Raw genomic sequence first — 23,675 nt, forward strand, 5'->3', positions numbered from 1 at the left:
CCCACCCACCCGCTCGCTGGCTGAGTTGGCCGGACCATGTCCTAGTGGACCTTGTCCGCGTCGCGGGACGGCGTGGCCGCGGGGGCTGCCGCGGTACGCATTCGGAACGCGACGATCAACGCGAGGACGACCACCACGGCCATGGCCAGGAAGGTGTCGGAGAAGGCAGCGCCTTCGTGACCGGGGTACAGGGGGTTGATGGCGCCGCTGCCGCTTTGCTGCCTTGCGGTCACCAGCACACCGAACAGGGCTGGGCCGGTGCCGGCGCCGAGGAACTGGGCTCCTTGGAGGATCCCGAGGCCGACGCCGACCTGATCGGCCGGCAATGCGCTCGCCGCGGCACTGATGATCGGGGTCATCACGAAGATGAAGCCGACACTGAGCCCGAGAATCCCGGCCCCCGCGGGGATCACCGACGTGCCTCCCGCGAAGGTCGAGAGGAACAGGGCGAACAGCCCGATGGCTGCGAGGCCCGTCAGCACCAGGGGTCGGGTGCCGATGCGGTCGGCGAGGCGACCGATCAACGGCGAGACGAGGGCGACGGCGACCCCAGCCGGGATCATGACCAGGGCCCCCGCCCCCGGGCTGATACCGTTGACGTCAACCACCAGCAGCGGAACGAACACCAGGCCGCCGAGGTTGACGATCATGGCCAGGAACGCGACGACGACCGCGGCCCGGTAGACCCGGTTGGTGAACAGCGCGGGCGGGACGAACGGCTGCGCGACGCGGACGGTGCGCCACCCGAAGAGCGCGACGGCCACGACCGCCACCACGAGGCTGACCCAGGACGACGGTGCGGCCAAGCCGGCGACCTGTGCCTGGGTGATGCCGAACAGAACCAGCCCGGCACCGAGGCCCAGAAGGATGCCGCCGGGAAGGTCGAACCGACCCGCACCCGCCGGGGGCTCGCCCGGTAGCACGCGCAACGCCGCGGGAAGCAGTACCAGCGCGACCACAAGCATGAGCCAGAACAGCGCGGGCCATCCGAGGAACTGGCCGATCCCGCCACCGACAGCCGGTCCGGCTGCGGTACCGATACCCGTGGCCGAGGAGACGACGCCGATCCCCATCCCTCGCTTGTCCTCCGGCATCAACCTGGTGACGGCAATGATCGAGAGCACCGGGATCGCGGCCGCGCCTATCCCCATCACGATCCGCCCGAGCACGAGCACGAGGAGATCCGGAGCGAGCGCGCAGAGCAGACTGCCGGCGGCGTAGGTCACCAGGGCGAAAGCGAAGAGACGCCGCAGGCTCACTCGGTCGGAGATGCGGCCATAGAAGGGGATGCCGACCGAGAACATCAGCAGAAACCCGGTGACGACCCACGCGAGCTCCGCCTCGGAAGCCCCGAACTCCGCTCCGATCGACGGGAGCACGAGATTGACCATGTCGCTGGCGATGACCGTGGCGAGCATCGCCGGCGTGAGCACTGCCAGCAGGGCCGGCCCTGAGCCGGTTCGTTCGGTTGTGGTCGACGTGGGTGTCATTCGACGCGTCCTCCGCACGGCATTACTGCCACTGTTATAGTTACAGTTAGGGCAAAAAGAACGGCGGAGGACGTGCCTCCGCCAGTGCTCAGTTAGCGATTCGGCAGCGCGAGTTCGCGCTCGGCGGCCAGCACCTGCTGGACCAGGTGGGCAATGGTCGTCCGGCCGAGCCGTTCCTTCATGGCCTGTTCCGCGTCCCGGAACTCCACCTCGAGCAGGTTTTGCATGTGGCGCCCGACCTCGCATGCATCGCTGGCTGGATGAGCGTGCCGCGACAGGATCGGCCCCTCCTCGACGGCGCCGTACGCGTCGTAGAGCGTGATCTCGCGCGGGGCGCGGGCAAGGGACCAGCCGCCACCCCGCCCCTCGGTGGACCACACAAGGCCGGCGTCCCGCAGGCTGCCGAGGATGCGCCGCACGAGAACCGGGTTGCTCGCCAGGCTGTCCGCAATCTCCGCGGAGGTCAGCGAGCGCTCACCCCAGCGCGCCAACATCGTGAGCGCGTGAATCGCGACCGCGCTCCTGCTGCTGAGACCCACCGTGACCCCTTCGCGCTCCGCCGCGCCATCGATTGAACTGTAACGAGGCTAGTTGCAGTTCGATCGCCCGTCAATCCGGCACCTGATACATCTCCGTGAGATTGGTTGTGGGCCCGAGGGCGTTGGGAGTGGTGCGCAGGGCGGTGATGAGGGCGGTGGTGGCCGGCGGGTCGGGGTGGTTCGCCGAACGTGGCGAGGTAGATGCCCCGCTCAGCCCGCCATGTCTCCACAACGAACCGGGCCTGCTACCGGGCGCTCCAGTACTCACCCGGACGGGACTTCCACCCGCAGGCCTGGACCAGCTTCCAGGACACAACATGGGTCAACCCTATCCGCTATTGCGTGTCGCGCACCATGTGCGTGCCGCGCAAGTTGTGGGTAGAGTGCGATCGGACGCCTGGCAACTCGCGCCTGGAGAGTGTCAACCAAAGAAAGCCGGGACGGCGAGGTCTGCCGACAGGTCGTCCACCTGCCGGCAGACCGTTCGTCGCGGGGCGCCGCCCGGAGCACCCCATCAAGAGCAGGAGCAGGAATGACGTCGCCAACGACGGTGTCTCCATCGCCAAGGAGATCGAGCTCGAGGACCCGTGGGAGAAGATCGGCGCCGAGCTGGTCAAGGAAGTCGCCAAGAAGCACGGACGACGCGGAATACGTGCCACGAACGCTCGGCATCAACAACCCAGGCCACAAAAACCCGCCCCAGCCCGCGCCTCCTCGCATGTCCCACCGCACAACCACACACGGAGGCCCCTGATGCGTGCCTACGGTGTCACCTACGACACCGGTTTCCTGTCCGCCGGAACCACCACCCACGAGCCCTTCAACCCGGACACAGTGCGCCGCGAGATGCAGATCATCCGCGACGAGCTGTACTGCGACGCGGTCCGCATCACCGGAGGAGACCCGGACCGCCTTGAGACCGCCGCACGCCACGCCGCGCGCGCGGGCCTGGAGGTCTGGTACTCGCCGTTCACCAACGGCCTCACGCAGGAAGAGCTAATGACGTTCATCGTCGACGCCGCCGGACGCGCCGAACGCCTGCGCCGGGAAAGGGCGCGCGTCGTCTTACTCACTGGCTCCGAGATCAGCCTGTTCACCAGCGGCTTTCTGCCTGGTGACAGCCTGGAGGAGCGGCTTGGCGTGATAGCCGAGCCCGCGCGGGTACGCGCCGCGCTCCCCGAACTGCGCGCCCGCGTCAACGCCTTCCTCACCCGGGCCGTCGCCGCGGTGCGCGAACGGTTCGGTGGCCCGGTCAGCTATGCCTGCCTGCCCTTCGAAGGCGTGGACTGGACTGCGTTCGACATGATCGCCACCGACGCCGGCTACCGCGACGCGACCAACGCGCCCGGTTTCCGTGAAGGTCTGCGCGCGCAGACCTCGCAGGGCAAGCCGTTCGCCGTCACCGAGTTCGGCTGCACCACCCACCGCGGCGCCGCCGATCTGGGCGGACGCGGCGACTCCATCGTCGAGTGGGACGAGCGCGCCCGCGCCGTCCGCCTGACCGCGGCCGTCACGCGGGACGAAGAGGAACAAGCGCAGTACGTGCGCGAGCTCCTCGACATCTACGACAAGGAGGGCACGGACACGGCGTTCGTCAACACGTTCGCCCGCCGGGACCTGCCAACGTCCTCCGAGCCCGAACGGGACTTCGACACCGCAAGCTTCGGCATCGTCAAGATCCTGGAGCATGGCCGCACGGGGACGGCCTATCCGGGGCTGCCGTGGGAACCCAAGGCCGCCTTCCACGCCCTGGCCACATACGGAGGCGCGAGGGCGGCCGAGACCGAAGAGAGGACGAAGGCGTGACGCTGCCAACCGCGAAGCTCGGAAGGACCGGATTGCAGGCGAGCCGCCTCGGCTACGGATCGATGGAGATGCGCGGGCCGCAGGCGTGGGGCAAGCCGATAAGCGACGATCAGGCCCGCACGGTATTGAACACGGTCCTCGACTCGGGAATGAACCTCATCGACACGTCGCCGGACTACGGCGACGCCGAGGAGCACATCGGCCGCTGGATTTCCCACAGGCGCGAGGAGTTCGTCCTGTCCAGCAAGTGCGGCTGCCCACTCGCTGCGGACGGTGACCCACGGACGTTTCCGCCGCACGTCTACACGAAGGCGAACGTGCGCGCGTGCGTCGAGCAGAGCCTGCGCCGGATGCGCACCGACCACCTTGACATCTTGATGGTGCACATGAGCCCGAGCGTCGCCCAGATGCAGGCCGAGGACACCATCGCCGAGATGCTGGCCCTCCAGGACGAAGGCGCGATCCGCTTCACCGGCATGTCAGGGAATCTGCCCAACCTTCCGGAACACATCGCGATCGGGGTGTTCGACGTTTTCCTCCTCCCCTACTCGGCGCTCGACCGCTCCCACGAGGAACTCATCAGCGCCGCCGCGGCAGCCGGCGCGGGGACGATCGCTCGCGGCTCAGTCGCCCGCCCGCTGGCGGCTCCACCCGAGGCCATGCCGGAGCCGATGCGCCGGCCGCTCGCCGACCGCTACGCGCGGCTCGCCGCTGCCGGCCTGGACGATCTGGCAGACGGCGCCTCGACGATGGAACTCCTGCTCCGCTTCATCCTCGGTCACCAAGATCTTCACTCGATGATCGTCGGATCGACTCAGGTCGCGCACGTGCAGGCCAATGTCGCAGCCGCCCAGAAGGGCCCGCTCCCGACGGACGTGTACGACGCACTGCGGGATCGCCTCAGCGCGGGGTAGGAGGCCGCCCCGGGAGCGGGACCGTTGCGGACCACCAGGCCCACGGTATCGACTCGATAGTCGAGCTTGACCGTGATCGCTGTGTCCGGCGCGTGCTTGGCGGCGTTGGTGAGCGACTCCCGCGCGGTGCGCAGCAAGCAAGAGCCGGTTCGCATCTCTTCCGTTCATGGACGGAACCGTACGGATCAACACGGGGACTGTCGCACCTCCTTGCAGTGGAGATCCGGGTGGAGCTCGGGTGGAGATCCAAGGCCGTGATGATCTCTTCAGGAAAGGTTGTTTTTGAAGATCGCCAAAGCGGCCCGCTCCAGGCCTGTGATTTGGAGCGCTTTGATGGCGTGGATTACCCGGCGGTAAGTGGCGTCCTTGGCATCGGCTTCCATGGGGCGCTGACAGGGGCCCTGGGCCTTGGCCCATACCGGAAAGGGCGTGAAGCATTCATCTGCTCCACGCCCTTGATGTCACCGGTCGGCTAACACTCGCCACCCCAGTACATGTTTCTGACTTTCGCATTCACCGCCCCGTCGCGCAGGTCGAGCTTGAAGCCGCTGCCGGGGTAGAAGTGCAGGCACTTCGAGTACCACTTCGAGCTGCCGTAGAACTGGTACTCGAAGTACACGTGGTCGCCGCCTTGCTGCTGACGTCCGTTGTTGACGATCACCCAGAACGTTTTCCCATCCGGGACTTTCCCGGCGGTCTGGTAGTACAGGTAGTTCTCGGACAGGTCGCCCCTGTACAGGCACACATTGCCCGGCCGACAGCCCTTGTAAGTGGTCTCCCCGGCCGGACGCCGGGGACGCTGCGACCAGCGCCAGAGCAGCCGTCGCGGCCGCGCATAGAGCGGTTGCGGCAGTTGTGATTCTCTTCGTGCTCATGGACGATCCTTCTGGGGAGATGGCCTGCATGGCTAGCACTCACCGCCCCAGTACATGTCGCGGATCGTGACGGGTGTCACGTCGTCGGTGACATCGAGCTTGAAGCCGCTGCCGGGGTAGTAGTGCAAGCACTTCCATCGCCACGGTTCGCTGCTGACGTTGTGCTTGTACTGGAACCACACGTGGTCACTGCCTGGGTCACGGCGCCCATTGTTGACGATCACCCATCCCCATTTCCCATCCGGGATCTTCCCGGGGGTCTGGTAGACGGGGTTTCCTTGGGTGACTTCTCCGCGGTAAATGCAGACGTTCCCCGGTTTGCAGCCGTGATAAGTGGTTTCTCCGGCTTCAGCCGGGGCGGCGGTCAGCAGGGAAAGAGCGGCGGCGCCGGCACACAGGGCGGCTGGGACGGCTCTGTTTCGGATGGTGAGCATGAGGGCTTCCGAGATTCCTTTCGATCGAGTCGGATGATCGAGTGACCGTAGGGAACGGGGTCGACCTTGTCATGCAGCCTTCTGACCTGATTCATCCAGGCCCGCCTCACGTACCTGAGTCGTGTACTTTGCCGCCGTCGCGCGGGCATGCTCGGACGCCGCTTGCGCCGACGAGGCCAGCCCGCCAACCACGAGCCGAGCTGCGACGATGATGAAGACGCGTTGCATGGTTCCCCCGTACTGCTTGGTTGTTCTTCTCCCCTAGAGGCCAAGACAGCAGTGATAAAGGTGATCATGAACCCGTTTGGGGAACGCCGGGGCCGGCGACAGTGGTCGCCAGGGCGCACGGTTCGGTCCCCCCTTGATCACGAGATGGTCCCCCCTTCGTCGTGGGTTCGGTGACAGTTCACAGGTCTGGGACGCGTCGTGTCAGCATGATTCGATTGGGGGGAAAACATCGAGGTCACGGCCGTGTACGTGGTTCGTTCGGTGGCTGGGTGCGAATGAGTTCGGCGCCGAGTGTGGTCGCCTGGTGCAACATCAGGTTGGCCTGGCGAGTGCTGGTGATCAGTCCCGCTTGTCGCAGCACCTGGGCGTGCTTGCTGACATTGGCCAGGGATGCCCCAGTACGCCGGGCGAGTTCCGTCGTGGTGCAGCCCGGCGTGGCCATGATGCAGCGGAGCGTCTCGGCACGGGTCCTGCCCAGCAGCTCCACCAAGGGGTCCTTGACGGTGGCCGGCGATGAGCTCCAACGGCGGGCGGGATAGACCAGAACGGGAGGAAGCCCTTGATCTACCAGCGCGACAGGCGTGATCCGGCAGAAGTAGGAGGGGATCAGCGTCAGTCCTCGTCCGCGAAGGTGGATCTCCCGGGAGTTCTGTGCGGCCCGCGCGGGATAGTCGGCCTCCAGGACCGGTGATCTCCAACGCATCATCGGAGGCAACTGGTCGAGCATCTGCTCCACGCCGTCATCGGTGAGGTGCCGGGCCAGGGCCGAGCGTTCCTGGCCGAGCGTGTGTTCCATCTGCTGCATGTGGGGAGCGAACGCCGCCTGGCAGTAGCCGGCCGCAACACGGCCGAGGTCGCGGATGGCGCGCGGATCGCCGCGGGCGAGGTCTTCCAGCCCGGGAGGCAGGCCGTAGTAGGTCTGCAGGAGATCCAGCTCATGGCGGATTCGCCGTCTCGGAGTCGAGGCAAGGGCTTCGACGCCCTGGTCGAGTCCCATCTGGGTTTCCGCGGGGGTGAGGAAGTCGGGGAAGTAGGGTCCCGGCGGGGCAAGGGGGATCAGCACGTTTCGCGTCTGCGGGAGCAAGCCGATCTCGGCGAGGTTGTCGCGGACCTGCCGGCGCCAGGCGGCCATCGCTGTGCCCCCGCCTCGGGCTTGCAGGAGGTGCAGGCTCAGCACCATCTCCCACATCAAGTCGGGACGAGAGGCGATCCGGACGCGGGCCAGATCCTCGGGAGTGAACACGATCTTCAAGGTCCCCAGGGCCATGGGGACAGGCTCACACAGCCAGATAGCAGATGGTTCAACACGACATTGCGCGCCGTTCCGCTCTGACTGCACTCGTCCTCGTCGCCGGGTGCTTCGAACGGCCAACCCGAGGTCGCGGCAAGCCCTTCGCCCAGCCTCTACCAGAACGCGGTGCTGAGCGCAGAGGACCTCGCCGCGAAGGTCGGATGCAAGCTTGCCGGCGGATGCGAACGAGGTCGGGCGATCCTGAACGACCCGCGCATCCTCATCCTCGACGAGGCCACCTCGGCCCTCGACGCGGAAAGCGAGCGACAGGTTCAGCAGGCGTTGCTCCCGCTGCCGGCCGGCCGGCCGTACGACGATTGCCGTCACGCATCGGCTCGACACGATCCGGGCGGCGGATGTCATTTTCGTGCTGCACGAGGGGCGGCTGGTCGAGCAGGGTACCCACGATGAGTTGATCGACTGGGGCGAGCGCTACGCGGAGCTCTATCACCACCGGCGGCGTAGAGGCGGCGTCAATATTCAGTCCTTGGGCGTATAGATCCCGTCAGGAAACGACAGAACCGCCCCAAATCCGGGATTTGCTGGCCTTTCGGCCGCCTAAGCAGGGCGGCCGAAGCCATGTCTCCCGGAGTTGAGGAGTGGGGATGACCGACGTCATCTTCGTCGCCCTGACGATCGCGGTCTTCGTGATCCTGGGGGTTCAGCTTCCTAGATCGTCCAGTATGAGGGCAAGGATCTCGCGGCTTTTCAGGGTTCTGGGGTCTCTACGCCCCAGTGTCCGCATGGCCGCCTTCACCACCGCCCGAGCCTCGGCCTCCGCCTCGGTCAGCCGGCCCAGACCGCGCAGGGCGCAGGCGAGGTTGTTGCGGCCGGCCAAGGTGTCCGCATGGTCGGGTCCATGCGCGCGTACGGACGCCTCCACCTCGGTCCGGAGTATTGCCATGGCCTCCTCGTACCGCCCGAGATCATTCAAGACGGTCCCCAGCGTGTGAAGGCCGGACAGGGTGTAGGGGTGCTCGGCTCCCAGCGCCCGCGTCAGCCCTTCCACAGCCGCCCGCAGGACGGGCTCCGCCTCCTCGAACCGCTCGAGCGCCCAGAGCGTGTTCGCGTAGCTGACGCTGGCGAGCAGAGTCTGAGGGTCCATGCCTCCCCGCACCCGCGCCATCCCATCGACCACCGCCCGCTGCTCGGCTTCAGCCTCCTCGAACCGGCCGAGGTCGTACAGCACGAGACCAAGAGTGCTGCGACTGACCAGAGTGTCGAAGTGCTCGGCCCCCTGCACCCGCTTACGCGCCTCCACCAAGACCCGCGCCTCGGCCTCGGCCCTTGCCAGTCGACCGGATTCATGCAGCTTGCGGACGCGTCCTTCGCGCTTGGACAGGACCCGCCGGTGGTCAGGTGGCGCGGCCAGGCTCTTCGCCAGTTCCCAAGCCACCACCTCGCGAGCCTCAGCAGCGGGGTCGACCCGGCGCCGTCCAATCCAGCCTGGCTTCACCGCGCATCGTCTCCTTACTGCAAGATTCGCACCTGGCCACGTAGTGGGCAACCGTCAATCGGCTGGGGATCGCTCCAGAAATTCGGCCAGTTGGTGCTCACGTCGTCGCCGATGCCCTCGGCTACCACGACAAGACCGCTGCCCGTCTCCTCATTGAAGGCGGCGGAGAGTGGAGCCGCTACGCGGACAGTCGTTGGCGCCTAGATTGATCTTGTCGTTGACGACTGTCTCTTGACGTGCCCGACTATCCGGCGTTCCCGCAGACGGCGATCGTCGAAACTCGTGACGTGAATCTGCCGCTCGAGGTGACGGCCCCTGGCGTCGCCACCGAGAGGGCGACGCCAGGGCCCGGGTCAGACCGAGTATCTGCAGATCAGAGCCTGGCTGGCGCCTTGGGCATAGCCGAGGTAGGTGTAGGTGGGGTTGAAGTGCGCGCACGCGGCGGAGGCGCTGCCGCTGCCGGTATAGGTCAGGCCGGAGCCGCCGGCGCTCCGGCGGTAGCAGCTCAGGCTGCCGTTGTAGAAGCCGATGATGGAGGAGGAATTGACCTTGGCGGCGCAGTAGTCACCGAGTGAGAGTGGGCTGTAGACCACCTCCACGACCGCCGCCTGCGCGGGCGTGGCGGAGACGGAGAGCGCGCCGAGACAGGCGAACGCGGCGGCGAGGAGGGCGGGGACACGACGAGTCACGGGAACCTCCGGACAGTAGGTACCGAGTCGGCGGGGCATGGCCTTACGCGCCCCAGCGGCATGATGGAGCATTGTGCACCGCGATACGCTGCACTGATCGCAGTATTAAATAGGAAAGCTTCCTATGCAATGGCTGGCGATGCGTGATCGGCGCACCCTTCTTGGTGTAAGCACACGAGTCAGAAGGCGAAGATCTCCCCGGAGGCCGCAACTCTGCCCTGCGTTGTCGGAGATCTGGGGTGAACACCGCCTTCGCGCGCGTCACGGCGCAGCTCCGGCCGACGTACCGCCGGAGCGAGAGCTAGGCATCCGCGAGGCCCGTGGCCAACTCGGCGAACCGGCGACCGCGCCCGCTATCGCGACGAGATCACCTACCTGACCAAGCTCAGTACCCGCATCGGCGAAGATGGGGGCATAGGCGCCAGACCCGCACGCGTCGGGACTCAGCCTGCTTTGACCAGCAGCCGGCGTGGCCGGTAGACGAACCCGTCGCTCCACATAACGGCCGACAGGTCCTCCTGCGCACGCAGTCCTGGCAGGCGCGTCACCAGGGCGTGGAACGCCTCCTGCAGTTCCATCCTGGCCAGGTTCGCGCCCAAGCAGTAGTGAGGGCCGTGGCCGAATGCCAGGTGCGGGGTGGACGGGGCGCCGGTGAACCTGTGCACGTCGAACCGCAGCGGGTCCTGGAACACCGACGGGTCGTGGTCGGCGGCCCAAAGGTTGGGGAGCACGACCGTGCCGGCAGGGATGGTCCCGCCGGACACCTCGACCTCCTCAGTGATCCGCCGGAGCATGCCGTTGGAGCCGGGGCCCTCGTGGCGCAGGATCTCCTCCACCGCCGGATCGACCAGCTCGGGATGCGCCGCGAGCTCGGCGTACTGGTCGGCATGGCAGAGCAGGCGGAAGACGCCCCGGATGATCATGGAGGCGGTCGTCTCGTGCCCGGCCAGGATCAGCGTGAACACCATGTTCGTCAGCTCGACCTCGCTGAGCCCGTCCCCTTCGTCGCGTGCCTCGATGAGCAGATCGATCAGGTCCTCGCCCGGCTCGGCCCGGTGCTGCTCGATCAACTCCCGCGCGTAGGCCATGAACGCGGCGAATCCCTCGCCCCTGGCCTCGGCGCTCGCGTCCGAGGTGGACAGGAACATCTCCGTCCAGCCGCGGAACTCGTCGAAGCGGTCCATCGGCACGCCGAGCATCTCGCAGATCACCCGCGCGGGCAGCGGCAGAGCGAAGTCCGCGACCAGGTCGAACTCCTGGCCGGCCGTGTCGATCAATTCGCCGGCGATGGCCGCCGCGCGGGGCCGCCAGCGTTCGATGTGCCTGGGTGTGAACGTGCCGTGCATGATGCGCCGGTAGCGGGTGTGCTCCGGCGGATCCTGGTTCATCAGCGCCGCCGGGTCGTCATCCAGGAACGTGCCGCTGACCATTCTGGGCAGGCCGGGCTCGCGCAGGTTACGGCTGCTGGCCGGCGAGGTGAGCAGGCTGCGGACATCCGCGTACCGGACGATCATGGGAACCCGGTCGCCGCTCGGCAGCGTGGCCGGCTCCATCGGCGCCTCGGCGTACCGGCGCGACAGGTCGGGCGAGGGGGTGCCGTACGGTCCGGGAGGAAGGTCCGGCCAGGTCGACGTGGTGCTGGACTGTTCTGTCAAAGCCGCCTCCGGGCGATGCCGTGGTCCAACAAGCTCGCCGGGAACGTATGTAATAAGCCGCCGACGGTCAAGACCGCCCCCACCCATGCACTTGCACTCCCGGCGGCGATGACCGGTTCTTCGGTGCTCACTGCCCTGGGTGGGGACAATCGCGCCGACCTGCCCATCGCCTTCGTGCGCAACACGATCTCCGGCAACGCGCCAGTTTCGAGAGGACTTTTGCGAACGGCGACCTGCGGAAACGTGATCACTCCCAGGCTCTCGCAGAACTCTCACAAATGGTCATTTCCGCGAACCACACGAGCTACATCTGGGTCCGCGCGTACGTGTGCAGTGCGTCGCGGACGAACGTCGCCCCCGCGGCGTCGTCGTACATGGCGGCGAAGCGGGGGTCGTCGACGTACATGTCCCCCAGGCCTTTCACCATCGCGATCGAGCGCTCCCGGTCGCCCTCGGCCGTGGGGGTACCCGGGATCTCGCTCAGCCACCGGACGTGCCGGGCGGCCAGTGACTGAGCGTGTTCCGATGCCGGGGAAACCCCGGCCTTCGCTGCGGCGACCCATGCGGCGACGAGGTCTTCGGTGGTCTGCTTCCAGGCCCGCTGCTGGTCAAGGGTCTTGCCGTGCCACCAGTCGTTGCTCACTTGGAACGCGCGCTCGCCCCAGCGTGAGATCACCTCGTCCTTGGAGTGGTCGTTGAACCCCGCCAACATCACGTCCATTTGCGGTTCCGCCCCCGCCTGCAGGGCTTCGAGCGTGTGACGCACAGACCGGATCTGCCGTTCGATGCGGTCCCGTTCCTCTTCCAGTGCGGCGATGTGGGCGCGGAGCCCGTCGCACGTGTCCACCTCGTCCGCCAGGACCTCGGCGATGGCCGGCAAGCCCATGCCGAGCCGGCGCATGAGCAGGATCCGCTGGAGCCGGGCGACCGAGCCCGGGTCGTAGTAGCGGTACCCGTTCGCGCCGACCCGGGACGGGGCCAAGAGGCCGACGCGGTCGTAGTGACGCAGGGTGCGGCTGGTGATGCCGGCCCTCGCCGCGAGTTCCTGGATCGTCCACTCCATCGTTCCAGTGTTACCCGCGGCGGAGCGTGGCGGCGATGATCTCCAAGCTGTCGGCGTGCAGGGCCTGCGCCGCCGTCTGCCCGGTCGCCGCCAGGTAGGTGTCGACCAGCCGGTTGCCCGCGGCGTACCCGGCGCCCATCGGCAGTCCCACCGGGGTGAGGCCGAAGCGCTCGGCGCTGGGATCGCCGTGCACCCAGGCAGTGAAGTTCTGCATGCCTGTCACGTCGAGCCCGGTGAGCACCTTGCCGAAGACCTCGTCGTCGTGCAGGTGCGGCACGCCGATGCGGGCGGGGCCGAGCTCGTCGCCGTAGAGCTGGCGGGCGAAGGCGTCGGCCAGGCCCTCGCCGACGATGTGATCGCCGACCGTGACGGTCATCGGGTTCCACACCACCCCGCCCGGGCCCCACCGCAGGTTATGGTGCAGTTCGTGCACGGCGGTGGCCTCCAGCCGCTCCACGTTCTCGGGGAAGGGCCAGAACGTGATGGCGATGTGGCCCGAGATGCCGCCGAACCCGGTCAATCCTTTGCAGGGACCCATGAAGTGCTTGTCAGCCGGATCGCCGAGGACGAACAGCACGGTGATGTCCGGGGCCTCCAGCCCCGGCGTCGCCTCCAGCAGTACGGCGAGAGCGTTGTCGAGCGCGCGTTGCATCCGCTCCCAGGCTCCGGCCGCCGCCAGGGTTTCGAGCGCGTCGAGGCAACGCTCCTCGTCGCGGTCGATGGGGAACCCGGACGTTTCGAGGTGCATGGCCACCAGGTCGACCTCACCGGGGGAGTAGCGGTACATGCCCCGGATGGGCTCCAGCATCGAACGCAGCAGATCAACGCGGTCCGCAGCCGGAGCCAGCAGGATCCGCCGCATGGCGGAGCAGGTGTCAAGAACAGTGATCGACATGGCCCCGATGCTAGAAGTTGACGCAGCGTCAAGGTCAAACCAGCGGCGCTCTTCGTCGAGGTACGGCCGACATGCCGTCACCCAGCCCCGTCATGACCGGCGGTTCGCCGCTGCGATGGACTCACGCAGGGCCAGGAAGATCAACTTAGCGCGCTCGGCTTGCTGGACGCGGCATGGGGGTGGTTCCTGGTCAACACAGCGCTTCTGCCGGCGGTCAGAAAACCCCCAAAAATAGGTCAAATACTTGGATAGCCACCAAAACCTGGTGTTGACTCAGGATTTGACACCCCGTGTCCGGTCGCCCACTCCATCGATCATCCGTGGGGATCCCCGAGCGGTCCCGAAACAGGACGCCAGGGAGCTGACGGCTCCCGCTCCAGAGGTAGGAACTCCGAGCACGTCTGCCGATGAGGGCATAGTCACGGCGACGGCCACATGACATGGGTGAATGACGGGTTCTTCAGGGGGATGAACGTGACCAGCAGACCAGCATTTGCAGCCTTGGCGCTGTGCGGCCTGGGTGCCGCCGCCTGCGCCGGAGCCGGCCCGGGTCCGATTTCTCCTGCCAGCGCCGTCACTCGGCCCGCGGAGCCCGTCACCGTGCAGGCCCCATCCACCCGTGGCTCAGCGGGGATCAAGCTTCCTCATTGTCCGGAAGCTTCTGCTACCGATACTTCCGGGCTAGATCCGAGAAAGAACGTCATCGTCCTTGATCCCGGCCACGGAGCGAAAGGCGACCCCTGCCAGGACAGGCAGACCGGCATCGTCGATCGCGAGACGCCGAACGAGCCCGAGACAAGGGATGTCTTTGAAGTCGCGAAAGAGGTCAAAGTCAGGCTGGAGAAAGCTGGTTATGCAGTCGTCCTGACCAAGAACCGTGCGGATGAAAAAGTCTACAAGCGGCAACGTTCTAATACCGTCAACCACAGTAACGCAGCCCTTGCGATCAGCATTCATCATGACACCGCACGCCCATGGGACAGCTGGGGTGAAATTTACACGCAAAAGGTTGGGCTCTACCGCGAGAGGCCGGACGGCAAGAAAGTCACGTTCGGCGATTCCGCCGTCGCGGCAAAGAGCAGGGAATACGCTCTGAACTTCGCCAGAGCCCGTGAAGCCGTGGAAGGTCACAAGGTCGCAATAAAGGATAACAGCTTCGACAACAGGAGCGGAGTGGCGCCGGGAAACATACCTCTGGTCTCACTGTTGTCACAGCGGCCGTTCGTCTACCTGGAGGCGGGCGCCAAGGGCGGCTGGACTCAGAAGCACAAGGACGCTTACGCCCAAGGCATTGTGAACGGTGTCAAAGCGTCGGTTCCCCCGGTCCGTGCGCGACCTCGGGGCCAAGCCGGATCATTTCAGCGGCATCGCTCAGGTCAAAGCCAACCGGTACCCTATGATAAAGAAAACCTGGCACGCTCTCTGCGAGAGGCCCTGGATCGCTACCCGCAGAATGACTCGACAGTGACAGACCTCAAGTCGGGAGACGTGATCTACTCCCAAGGGGCGGACAAGAGCGTTTATCCGGCAAGCACTGCAAAAGCAATCATCGCATATACCGCACTCCAACTGGGACACCAGGGGAAATTGGGGGACAACGGCGCAGGCGGGAAGTTCCAGCTCGACGACCCAATCAAGATCGGGGAAACGGTTCTCGGCTCCGCGACTCCCGAGGGCAAGTTGGGTGGCCCTCCTCGCCCGGGCCAAAGTGTGCCGGCGCGTACGCTGATCAAGCAGATGCTCATCTACTCAGACAACACCGCCAGCAATCACATCTTGGATAAGATCACCGTCGGGAAGCTGCGAGAGGTCATCACGAACGACCTCAAACTGAGCAGCACCAAGATCGAAAGAAAGTATCTCACCGGCGACGAATCAAAACCCCTCACTACCACGCCGGCGGATATGACGAAGTTCTTGCAGCACGTCCATCACAAGGCCGCGGCAGGCGACGGCGCGTCAAGAGAGCTCCTGGAATACATGAAAGAGGCGACGAGGGTGCGCTTTGGCGAAAGGATTCATGATGACCTGTCGGTCGCGGGCAAGTTCGGCGCCAAGGCTGAATTCAAGGGCGAAGTCAAGAACTGGCAGCACCAGATAGGGATCGTCGAGGACTCAAGAGGAAATGCCTTCACGGTGGCCTTTTTCAGTTCGCACGTACCTGAAGAAACGGCGCAGGAGCACTACGCGCGCGTGCTGAACGTCTTCAGCTCCACGAAGTAACCAATAGCGAGCGCTGTAGGGGAACAAGCCCAAGGCGATCGGACGACGGGAAATACGGGTCCGGCGCCCGCCGTGGGCCTTCCATGAGGAACAGGTCACGAGGGGCGGCTGCGACCCCCTGCAGAGTCTCCTCGAGGGCACGATGATCGTGGGCGAGCTGGCGGGCTCGTTGCTTCAGGGCGGTGTTCTCGATGACGATCCGTTGGACGCTGTGCTGTGGGTACTCGCCCTGAAGATCGCGGATCTGGCCCAGGAGCCCGCCGATGTGCTGGTGTTGCGTTGCGATCTCGGCGTAGGCCGTCTTCAGGGCCTCCTCGGCGTTGAGATCCTCGCCTGGCCGGAGCCGGCGAACCCCTCCGGTCGGCAGATTCCTTAGGAAACTTTCCTTAGAGAAATCCTGGAGGGACACTCGAACGAATCCCAGACACCAACATCAGCAGGCACACAGGAGCCATGCATGAACAAAGGAAAATGGATCGCGACCACGGCCGGGATGTCCGCAGCACTGATCGTCGGACTAGCCACGCCAGCCCTTGCAACCCCCACCGGATGCAGCTACCAGGTCAGCTCGGGTTCGGCGTCCAGCTTCTGCAGCGGCGGTACGGGCGAGCACCGCATCCACGTCCTGCAGCGGCATTTCTCACCAGAGGTCGGGCCGATCGCGATCGAGGGCCCGTGGGCTCCCGTGGGATCCGTCTCATTCACCAAGATCACCCCGCACACTGTGGTCAACGTATGGATCGAGACCCGAGGATGATCTGACGCGAAACCGTCCGGGCGGCCGGCCAAGCACGCGGCATGCAGCGTGCCCCGAAAGCTGACCGCCCGGTCGTCTCGACTCGGCGACAAGCAGCGATCCTGCGGACCGCATAGCAGGCCCAGCATGGCTGGGTGCGTCACAGGTCGAGGACTGCTTTTCCGGCGACGCGGCGGGTGAGCAGGGCATCGGCCGCCTCCATCGCCTTGTCCCACGGCCCGCGCCAGCCGACCTGCGCGTCCAGCTCGCCGGCCGCCAGCAGCCCGACAAGGTGAGCAAGGTCGCCGCCGAACGGCGTGGTCACGTTGAAGTTCTCGATCCGCCCCCGCGCCGATCGCGTGCCCGCCAGCTCGAAGTCGATGACCGTGGCCTCGCGGGCCGCCCGTCCGATGGCCATCACCACGCCGTCGTCCTCCAGCCGATAGAACGCCTGCGCGAGCTGTCGCCCGCCCACGTTGTCCAGCACGCCGTACACCCGGCCCTCCAGGCTCTCCGGACCGATGACGATCTCTGCCGCGCCCAGCTCACGCAGGCCCTCCGCGCGGGCGGGGCTGCCGGCGGAGGCGACGACATGCGCTCCCGCACGGGCGGCGAGCTGTACGGCGTAGCGGCCGACGCCGCCGGACACCCCGGTGACCAGGACACGGCGGCCGGTCAGCGGGCCGAGACGTCGAACCGCCTGCAGCGCCGCGACTCCGGCGACCGGCAGCGCGCTGGCCGACCCCAGGTCGACGGCCTCGGGAACGACGGCCAGCTCGGCGGTGTCCACGGCGCGCAGCTCCGCCCAGGCCCCCGACCAGCCGAAAGTGACCACGCGGGTGCCGGCGGCAGGACCTGAATCGTCGGCGGCGGCCTGGACGACCACCCCGGCGGCGTCCCATCCCGGGACGTACCCGGACCGGACGTTCGCGCTTCTGTAGGCGATCTCACCGAAGTTGAGCGAGAAGGCCGCCACCTGGACCAGCGCCTGGGAGGGCGTGGGCACCGGGTCGGGCACGACGTCGAAGGAGAGGTCCGGGTTGTAGATCAGGGCTCGCATCGTTACTCCTCCAAGAATGGTGACGGGTACGACCCTGACGGAACGCGCGCACGATCGGCTGGGGGTCAGCGCATGGACGCCTCCTCGCCCAGCGCCGCGCGAACAGCGGCGGCGATCCGGTCGACGTCGCCGCGTTCTGCGGGCGGCAGAGGCGCGCCCACCGACTCCCTGAGCGCGGCGGCCTCTCCCAGCAGGGCCGCCGCCTCCTCGTAGGCGCCTTCGGCCGCCGCGACCCCGGCCAGCCCCTCCCGGGCCAGGGCGATGGCGCGCGGATCGCCGACCTCGCGGGCCGCGGCGAGCCCCTCCAGGTGCAGTGTCCTGGCCGAGGCGGAGTCGCCGCGCTGCTCGGCGATGAAGCCGAGCTCGGCCAGCAGCAGCGTCACCCCGTAGAAGGGCACGCCGTAGTCGGCCTCCAGGCGGCGATTCCAGGCCAGCGACTGCTGGAAGAGCTGCGCCGCCGAGTCGAGGTCGCCGGCGCGGCGGGCCACGAGGCCGAGCCCGACCCTGGCGAACTCCTCGGCGAAGCTGTTGGACTGCTTGGCCGCCAGGCGCATCCCCCGCTCATGGAGCTCCCGGGATCCGTCCAGATCCCCGGTCAGCAGGGCGAGCCGGCCCAGGCTGGACAGCCGGTAGGACGCGTCGGTCCACAGCCTCAGTTCCTCGGCGATGCGCAGGCCCTCGCGGTGCAGGCGGGCGGCCCGCTCGTAGTCACCGATGATCTCGGCGAGGTAGCCGAGCATGTCGGAGGCCTGCAGCCGTCCCCAGCCGTCGCCCTGGTCACCGAAGATCGTCAGGCTCTCGGTGCCGGACCGCTCGGCGAGTGCGTGGTCACCCTGGAACATCGCCTGCTTGGCGCGACCCGCCAACGCCGCCGCTTCGCCCCAGCGGTCCCCGACGGCGCGGAACGCGGCCAGCGCCTCCGTCAGCAGGCCCTCCGCGGTGGCGGCGTCCCCGAAGCTCAGATGCGGGAGTGCCAGGAACCAGCGCGACCGTGCGTCACGGGCGTCCAGCGCCCGCGCTGCGGTACGGCTGCGCTCCAGCAGGTCGCTGCCGTCGCCGGTCAGCATCGCGAACCCGGTCTCCCACGCCGCCGTCCTCGCGCATTCCACGCCGGGCAGCGCCATGGCCGCGGCGAAGGAGGCGCGGCCCTCGCGGTGCCTGCCGCGCAGGTACCAGTACCACGCCAGGGCGTCGACCAGGCGCAGCGCCAGCGCGTGGTCGGTGGTGTGCTCGAGCGTGGCCCGCAGGTTGGGCGCCTCGGTGTCCAGGCGGTCCAGCCACTGGCGCTGAGCAGGACCGTACAGGTGGGGCCTCGCCTGTTCGGCCAGCTCGGTGTAGTAGAGGTCGCGGCGCTGGAAGACGGGGTCGCCGTCGGCGAGCCGTTCGAGACAGTAGGCGGCGATCGACTCCAGCAGCCGGTAGCGGATCCCGCCGGAGGACTCGACCATCGACCTGGTCACCAGCTGGTCCAGCAGGTCGGCCACGTCCAGTCCAGGGCCAGCGCACACCGCCTCGGCCGCTTCCAGCGTGCAGCCTCCCGGGTGGACGGCCAGCCGGAGCAGGATCAGCCGCTGTTGCTCGGTGAGCTGCTCCCAACTCCAGTCGATCACCGCGCGCAGGGTCTGCTGGCGGGCGGGCCGTCCCCGGCCCGAGACCGCGAGCAGGTGGAAGCGGTCGTCCAGCCGATCGGCCACGCCGCGGACGCCCAGGGCACGTACCCGAGCGGCGGCCAGCTCCAGCGCCAGCGGCAGGCCGTCCAGCCTCCTGCAGATCGCCGCCACCGAAGGCGCGCTCTCCTCGTCCAGCACGAACCCGGGCGCGGCGGCCGTGGCACGGGCCACGAACAGCTGTACGGAGCCGGTCTGCCCCGGGTCTGCGCCGGGCACCGGAAGCTCGAGCGGCGGCACCGCGTACAGCGTCTCCCCGGGGATCGCCAGCGACTCCTGGCTGGTCGTCAGCACCCGCAGGTCCGGGGCGGCCCGCAGCAGCAGGTCCACCAGCTCGGCGACCGCTAAGATCACGTGCTCGCAGTTGTCCAGCACGAGCAGCATCCGCCGGCCACGCAGGGCGTCGGCGAGCCGGTGCGCCAGGTCAGCCGGTCGCACGCCGGGACGCGAACCCGTCGCCGTATCGTCGCGGACGTCCAGCTCAGCGGCCACCACCTCGGCCACGGTCGCCGTCTCGCCCGAGGTCCCCGCCAGCTCGACCAGCCACACCCCGTCGGGAAAGGCGTCGGTAGCGACGTCGGCGACCGCCAGGGCGAGCCTGGTCTTGCCGACACCGCCTGGACCGGTCAGCGTGACCAGACGCGCCGAGCCGAGCAGGGCGCCGACCTCGGCCACGGCCTGCTCGCGGCCGATCAGTTCGGTGAGGGGGGCCGGGAGGTTCGTGCGCGGGCGCGCGGGCGTGAGCGAGGGATCCTGGCGCAGCATCGCCTGGTGGAGGGCGGCCAGCTCAGGGCCGGGGTCGAGGCCCAATTCGTCGGCCAGCCGGTGCCGCAGTTCGTCGTACCCGGCCAACGCCTCTCCCTGCCGTCCCGACCGGTAAAGCGCGCGCAGGTGGGCGGCGCGCAGGCGTTCACGCAGCGGGTGCGCGGCCACCAGCTCGCCCAGCTCGTCGGCCACCAGGCTGTGCTCGCCCAGCTCCAGCCGTACCTCCGCCCGCTCCTCCAGCGCGGTCAGGCGCTGCTCCTCCAGACGGGTGGCTGCGGTGCGGACGAACTCCTCGTCGCGGAAGTCGGCGTAGGCGGGACCGTGCCACAGTGCCAGCGCGTCCGACAGCAGCTCGGCCTTCGCCCGGGGATCAGTGGCGGCCCGGGCCCGGTCGAGCAGCGCGACGAAACGGGCGGCGTCCACGTCGGTGGCGCGCAGGACGTAACCCGGCGCCTGGAAGGCCACCAGCTCGCGACCTCCCGGCTCCGCCTGCTCCAGGGCGCGGCGTAGCTGGGACACCTTGGTCTGCAGCGTGTTGGCGGGGTTGCCCGGTGGGTCGTCTCCCCACAGGTCCTCGGCCAGGCGGTCGGCCGACACCGCACGCCCTCGTGGGCCAGCAGGTCGGCGAGCAGTGCCCGGACCTTCACCTCGGGGACCCGCACGGGTCGCCCGTCGTCGGTCCACACGGAAAGAGGGCCAAGCACACCAAATCGCACCGGGTCACCGTACCCGCAGCGAACCCCCAGCCGATCGTGCGCGCCCCTGTCCAGAGTGGAGCACGAAGCAGAGAGCACCACACGAACGAGGAGCACCACCATGACCGTGAACCGTGAGATCCACCTGGCCGCCCGCCCCTTCGGCGAGCCGCGCCCGGAGGACTTCGAGCTGGTCAGCACCGCGCTGCCCGAGCCGGCCGAGGGCCAGGTCCTGGTCCGCAACACCTGGATGTCGGTCGATCCCTACATGCGCGAGCGGATGCACGACGCCGAGTCCTACCTGCCGCCGTTCCAGCTCGGCGCACCCCTGGACGGCTCGGCGATCGGCGAGGTCGTGGCCTCGCGCTCGGCCGGCATCCCGGTAGGGACGACCGTCGTGCACTTCCTGGGCTGGCGCGAGTACGCCGTGGTGGACGCCGCGGCTGCGACCGTCGCCGACCTCGCCCTGGCCCCCGCCGAGGCGTGGCTCGGCGCGCTGGGCACCACCGGGCTCACCGCCTACGCGGCGCTGACCCAGGTGGCCCCCGTACGGGAGGGCGACGTGGTCCTCGTCTCGGCGGCGGCCGGGGCGGTGGGCAGCATCGCGGGGCAACTCGCCCGCAAACTCGGTGCCTCCCGCGTGATCGGCTCCGCGGGCGGGACGCTGAAGGCCAAGAAGCTCGTGCAGGACTTGGGCTACGACGCCGCGATCGACTACCGTGCCGGTTCGGTCGCCGAGCAACTGGCCAAGGCCGCCCCCGACGGCATCGACGTCTACGTCGACCACGTCGGCGGCGACCACCTGGTGGCGGCCATCGACGCACTGCGTCACGGCGGCAGGATCGCGATGGTGGGCGCGATCAGCTCCTACAACGCCACCGAGCCGGTCCCCGGCCCGAGCAACCTGTTCACCCTGGCCGCCAAGGACGCCACTCTGCGCGGCATGCTGATCAACTCCTACTTCCACCTGTTCCCCGAATGGATCGGAAAGGCGGCCGGCTGGCTGGCCGACGGCTCCTTGCACACCGAGCTGACCGTGGCCGAGGGCATCGAGCGGGCGCCCGCTGCTTTCCTGGACATGATGCGCGGCGGCAACGTCGGCAAGATGCTGGTCAGGCTCTGATCTCCCCTTTCACAGACGAACGGCCGTCGGCGGAGGTCAGCGTCTGGCCTCAGACAGGCGGGTGAACAGCAGGCGGGCGTTGCGGTGGCCGATGTCGGTGGTGTCCTGGCCGGAATTTTGGAGGTGGCCGTTGAAGTAGGCGACGGCGAGTTCGGGGACGAAGGGCCAGTCGCTGGCGTACAGCACGTGTCCCGGCTTGGCGAACGCGAGTAGCGAGGGCAGCGCGGCCGGGCTGGCGGACAGGGCGGTGTCGAAGGAGAAGCCGGCGAAGTCGTCCAGGACGTGGTCCAGGTCCCGGCCGGTCTCGGCGAGGATGGCCAGGGCCAGGCGGTGCGCCGCGTACGGGAGGAAACCGCCGGCGTGCGCCAGGATGAACCTGATGTGCGGGAAGCGGCGAGGCACGTCGTGGCGGACCAGGTTGAAGGCGGCGCGGGTGGTGTCGAGCAGGAAGTCGGCGGCGAACGGCGGGATGCCCGGCGCGGCCGGTCCTGGCAGGTCGGCGGGGTGCACGAAAACGACGGCGGCGCGGTCGTCCAGCGTCGTCATGAGCGGGTCCAGGGCCGGGTCGCCCAGGTAGAGTCCGCGGCTGTTGGCCAGCAGGATCACCCCGTCGGCGGCCAGTTCGCCGAGGGCGTGCGCCGCCTCGGTCACGGCGGCGTCCACGTCGGGCAGGGTGAGCGTGGCGAACAGCCCGAACCTGCCGGGATGGGCCTGGGCCAGCCCGGCGCCGAACTCGTTGACGGTGCGTGCCATGGCCGAGGCGTCGGTGCCGTCGCCCAGATGCACGCCCGGCGTGCTGACGGACAGGATCGCGGCGGCGATGCCCTGGCGGTCCATCAACTCCAGCGCCAGTGCAGGGCTCCACTCAGGCAGTTCCCGGCCGCCGGGAGCGTGCACCCCGTGCTCGCGCAGCCAGCGCGCGTAGCTCGCGGGGATCATGTGCTGCTGGACGTCGATGTATCCGGTCATGCGGGTTCGTGTCCCTCTTCCTGGTGGTCTTCGGGTCGATGGTGGGCGTCGGGGGTTCGCTGTCCGGGGCGCCGCAGCAGCCGGTCGGCTTGCTGAAGGACGGCTTCCAGATACTGGCGTGTGGCGGCGGAGTCGGCCGGGGCGTCCGGTTTCATGAGCATGCGGTACATGGCCGCGCCCACGACCATGTCGATCACGGTGTCGAGGTCGGCGTCGGCGGCCAGGAGCCCGTCGCGGCGGGCGCGTTCCAGCGTGGCGTGGATCAGCCGGCGGCGGGGCTGGATGTACTGGTCGCGGTAGGTGGTCAGCAGCGACGGCTGAGTGATGCTGGAGCCGATGAGCTGGGCGAGGATCGCCCGGAAGCGGGCGTCGCCGAGGGTGTGCACCCAGGAGTCCATGAGCCGCTGGTCGGCCGGCTGCGCCTCGGCGTCAGTGGTGGCCCAGATGTCGGCTTCGGGGACGAGGGTGCGGGCCTGCTCGATCGCGTGGGTGAGCAGTTCCTCCTTCGACGACCAGCGCCGGTAGACGGTCACCTTGGCCACGCCGGCGCGCTTGGCGATCTGCTCGAAGTTTGCGCCCCCCAGGCCGCGCTCCACGAACAGCTCCAGCGCCGCCTTCATGATCGCCTCGTCGGCATCGGGGTCGCGCGGCCTGCCCCGGGTGCGCCTCGTAGAGGTCATCGGAACTCCACCCGCCCCACTTGTGCGCCGGACGCCGGCGCAACGAAGCGGGGCGTGTGCCCGGGCCGTAGCCGCCAGTCGGGGGTGAGGACGGTCTCCATGTGCGTGCGCAACTGCCGCAGCTCTGCCTCGCCGGGTGTTCCCTGGGCGAACGCGGAGGCGACCCGGTCGGACTGGTAGCGGGTGTTGTCGTGGGCGAACAGCGGCACGGTGCCGGGGTCGGAGGCCAGCAGGGTCTGGATGCGCCGGGCGGCCTCGATCTGGTGGGTCGTGTCGGCGCCGCCGATAGTCATTTGGCGGACCTGGTCTGTGGCCAGGTGGGGCAGTGTGTAGAGGGTGTCGCCCATGAACAGCACGTTGCCGGCGTCCAGGCGCAGGAGCACGCACATGTGGCCGGGCGAGTGGCCGGGGGTGGGTAGGAG

At 68.1% G+C, this 23,675-nt stretch carries 22 protein-coding genes; 6 read left to right on the top strand and 16 right to left on the bottom strand.

Annotation, left to right across the window (positions count from 1 at the left end):
• Nucleotides 1-41: 41 nt before the first annotated feature.
• On the bottom strand, nucleotides 42-1,433 hold the full coding sequence (locus EJK15_RS52530; RefSeq protein ID WP_206061647.1) for an MFS transporter: 1,392 nt from the start codon (nucleotides 1,431-1,433) through the stop codon (nucleotides 42-44).
• Between the two features lie 149 nt (nucleotides 1,434-1,582).
• Nucleotides 1,583-2,029, bottom strand: coding sequence for an RrF2 family transcriptional regulator (locus tag EJK15_RS52535; RefSeq protein ID WP_206061648.1), 447 nt, complete (start codon nucleotides 2,027-2,029; stop codon nucleotides 1,583-1,585).
• Nucleotides 2,030-2,782: 753 nt separating this feature from the next.
• Here EJK15_RS52535 and EJK15_RS52540 point away from each other — a divergent pair.
• Together EJK15_RS52540 and EJK15_RS52545 are read left to right on the top strand one after the other, a co-directional pair.
• Nucleotides 2,783-3,835 carry a hypothetical protein gene (locus EJK15_RS52540; RefSeq protein ID WP_138717983.1) on the top strand — a complete coding sequence of 351 codons (1,053 nt, stop codon included), beginning with the start codon at nucleotides 2,783-2,785 and terminating at the stop codon, nucleotides 3,833-3,835.
• Complete coding sequence (locus tag EJK15_RS52545; RefSeq protein ID WP_138717984.1) at nucleotides 3,832-4,749, top strand: aldo/keto reductase; 918 nt, start codon at nucleotides 3,832-3,834, stop codon at nucleotides 4,747-4,749. The genes EJK15_RS52540 and EJK15_RS52545 overlap by 4 nt, the downstream gene beginning before the upstream one ends.
• Nucleotides 4,750-5,221: 472 nt before the next feature.
• Here the strand turns inward: EJK15_RS52545 and EJK15_RS52550 are convergent, their stop codons facing one another.
• From EJK15_RS52550 to EJK15_RS52585, 9 genes are all read right to left on the bottom strand, one after another.
• Nucleotides 5,222-5,494, bottom strand: coding sequence for a hypothetical protein (locus EJK15_RS52550; RefSeq protein ID WP_138717985.1), 273 nt, complete (start codon nucleotides 5,492-5,494; stop codon nucleotides 5,222-5,224).
• A gap of 162 nt (nucleotides 5,495-5,656) precedes the next feature.
• The gene (locus EJK15_RS52555) at nucleotides 5,657-6,058 is read right to left on the bottom strand and encodes a hypothetical protein (RefSeq protein WP_138717986.1); all 402 of its coding nucleotides are present in this window, start codon (nucleotides 6,056-6,058) and stop codon (nucleotides 5,657-5,659) included.
• Nucleotides 6,059-6,127: 69 nt separating this feature from the next.
• Entirely contained in the window at nucleotides 6,128-6,286 is a 159-nt protein-coding gene (locus tag EJK15_RS71620; RefSeq protein WP_171075043.1) for a hypothetical protein, read from the bottom strand.
• Between the two features lie 235 nt (nucleotides 6,287-6,521).
• Nucleotides 6,522-7,940, bottom strand: coding sequence for an ArsR/SmtB family transcription factor (locus EJK15_RS76760; protein ID WP_276615524.1), 1,419 nt, complete (start codon nucleotides 7,938-7,940; stop codon nucleotides 6,522-6,524).
• A 298-nt stretch (nucleotides 7,941-8,238) separates the two neighbouring features.
• Nucleotides 8,239-9,033 (bottom strand): tetratricopeptide repeat protein, encoded by a 795-nt coding sequence (locus EJK15_RS52565; protein ID WP_171075044.1) that lies wholly within the window; start codon nucleotides 9,031-9,033, stop codon nucleotides 8,239-8,241.
• Between the two features lie 353 nt (nucleotides 9,034-9,386).
• On the bottom strand, nucleotides 9,387-9,722 hold the full coding sequence (locus tag EJK15_RS52570; protein WP_138717988.1) for a hypothetical protein: 336 nt from the start codon (nucleotides 9,720-9,722) through the stop codon (nucleotides 9,387-9,389).
• 443 nt (nucleotides 9,723-10,165) lie between these two features.
• On the bottom strand, nucleotides 10,166-11,377 hold the full coding sequence (locus EJK15_RS52575; RefSeq protein ID WP_240777770.1) for a cytochrome P450: 1,212 nt from the start codon (nucleotides 11,375-11,377) through the stop codon (nucleotides 10,166-10,168).
• A gap of 304 nt (nucleotides 11,378-11,681) precedes the next feature.
• Complete coding sequence (locus EJK15_RS52580; protein WP_138717990.1) at nucleotides 11,682-12,440, bottom strand: MerR family transcriptional regulator; 759 nt, start codon at nucleotides 12,438-12,440, stop codon at nucleotides 11,682-11,684.
• Between the two features lie 10 nt (nucleotides 12,441-12,450).
• Nucleotides 12,451-13,335 carry a DUF2268 domain-containing putative Zn-dependent protease gene (locus EJK15_RS52585; RefSeq protein ID WP_138717991.1) on the bottom strand — a complete coding sequence of 295 codons (885 nt, stop codon included), beginning with the start codon at nucleotides 13,333-13,335 and terminating at the stop codon, nucleotides 12,451-12,453.
• Nucleotides 13,336-13,779: 444 nt separating this feature from the next.
• Between EJK15_RS52585 and EJK15_RS52590 the strand changes: the two genes are divergently transcribed.
• The 3 genes from EJK15_RS52590 (at nucleotide 13,780) to EJK15_RS52600 (ending at nucleotide 16,315) form a co-directional block, all read left to right on the top strand.
• A complete protein-coding gene (locus EJK15_RS52590; RefSeq protein ID WP_171075045.1) occupies nucleotides 13,780-15,558 on the top strand; it encodes a serine hydrolase in 1,779 nt (592 codons plus the stop codon).
• 142 nt (nucleotides 15,559-15,700) lie between these two features.
• Entirely contained in the window at nucleotides 15,701-15,934 is a 234-nt protein-coding gene (locus EJK15_RS52595; RefSeq protein WP_138717993.1) for a hypothetical protein, read from the top strand.
• 81 nt (nucleotides 15,935-16,015) lie between these two features.
• The gene (locus EJK15_RS52600) at nucleotides 16,016-16,315 is read left to right on the top strand and encodes a hypothetical protein (protein ID WP_138717994.1); all 300 of its coding nucleotides are present in this window, start codon (nucleotides 16,016-16,018) and stop codon (nucleotides 16,313-16,315) included.
• Nucleotides 16,316-16,454: 139 nt separating this feature from the next.
• On the opposite strand, the gene EJK15_RS52605 is transcribed toward EJK15_RS52600, so the two are convergent.
• Nucleotides 16,455-17,354: a zinc-binding dehydrogenase gene (locus EJK15_RS52605; RefSeq protein ID WP_138717995.1), complete on the bottom strand. Its 900-nt coding sequence runs from the start codon at nucleotides 17,352-17,354 to the stop codon at nucleotides 16,455-16,457.
• A gap of 65 nt (nucleotides 17,355-17,419) precedes the next feature.
• Nucleotides 17,420-20,383 carry an AfsR/SARP family transcriptional regulator gene (locus EJK15_RS52610; protein WP_240777771.1) on the bottom strand — a complete coding sequence of 988 codons (2,964 nt, stop codon included), beginning with the start codon at nucleotides 20,381-20,383 and terminating at the stop codon, nucleotides 17,420-17,422.
• Between the two features lie 219 nt (nucleotides 20,384-20,602).
• Here EJK15_RS52610 and EJK15_RS52615 point away from each other — a divergent pair, with 219 nt between their 5' ends.
• Nucleotides 20,603-21,604, top strand: a complete 1,002-nt coding sequence (locus EJK15_RS52615; protein WP_138717996.1) for an NADP-dependent oxidoreductase — start codon at nucleotides 20,603-20,605, stop codon at nucleotides 21,602-21,604.
• Between the two features lie 36 nt (nucleotides 21,605-21,640).
• On the opposite strand, the gene EJK15_RS52620 is transcribed toward EJK15_RS52615, so the two are convergent.
• The 3 genes from EJK15_RS52620 to EJK15_RS52630 all read right to left on the bottom strand — a co-directional run.
• Nucleotides 21,641-22,573: an amidohydrolase family protein gene (locus tag EJK15_RS52620; RefSeq protein ID WP_138717997.1), complete on the bottom strand. Its 933-nt coding sequence runs from the start codon at nucleotides 22,571-22,573 to the stop codon at nucleotides 21,641-21,643.
• The gene (locus EJK15_RS52625; RefSeq protein ID WP_138717998.1) at nucleotides 22,570-23,253 is read right to left on the bottom strand and encodes a TetR/AcrR family transcriptional regulator; all 684 of its coding nucleotides are present in this window, start codon (nucleotides 23,251-23,253) and stop codon (nucleotides 22,570-22,572) included. Before EJK15_RS52625 ends, EJK15_RS52620 begins: the two co-directional genes overlap by 4 nt.
• On the bottom strand, nucleotides 23,250-23,675 hold a 426-nt coding region (locus tag EJK15_RS52630), incomplete at its 5' end, for an MBL fold metallo-hydrolase (protein ID WP_138717999.1). The genes EJK15_RS52630 and EJK15_RS52625, both read right to left, overlap by 4 nt.

Source organism: Nonomuraea basaltis, from assembly GCF_005893125.1.
GTDB classification, from domain to species: Bacteria; Actinomycetota; Actinomycetes; order Streptosporangiales; family Streptosporangiaceae; genus Nonomuraea; species Nonomuraea basaltis.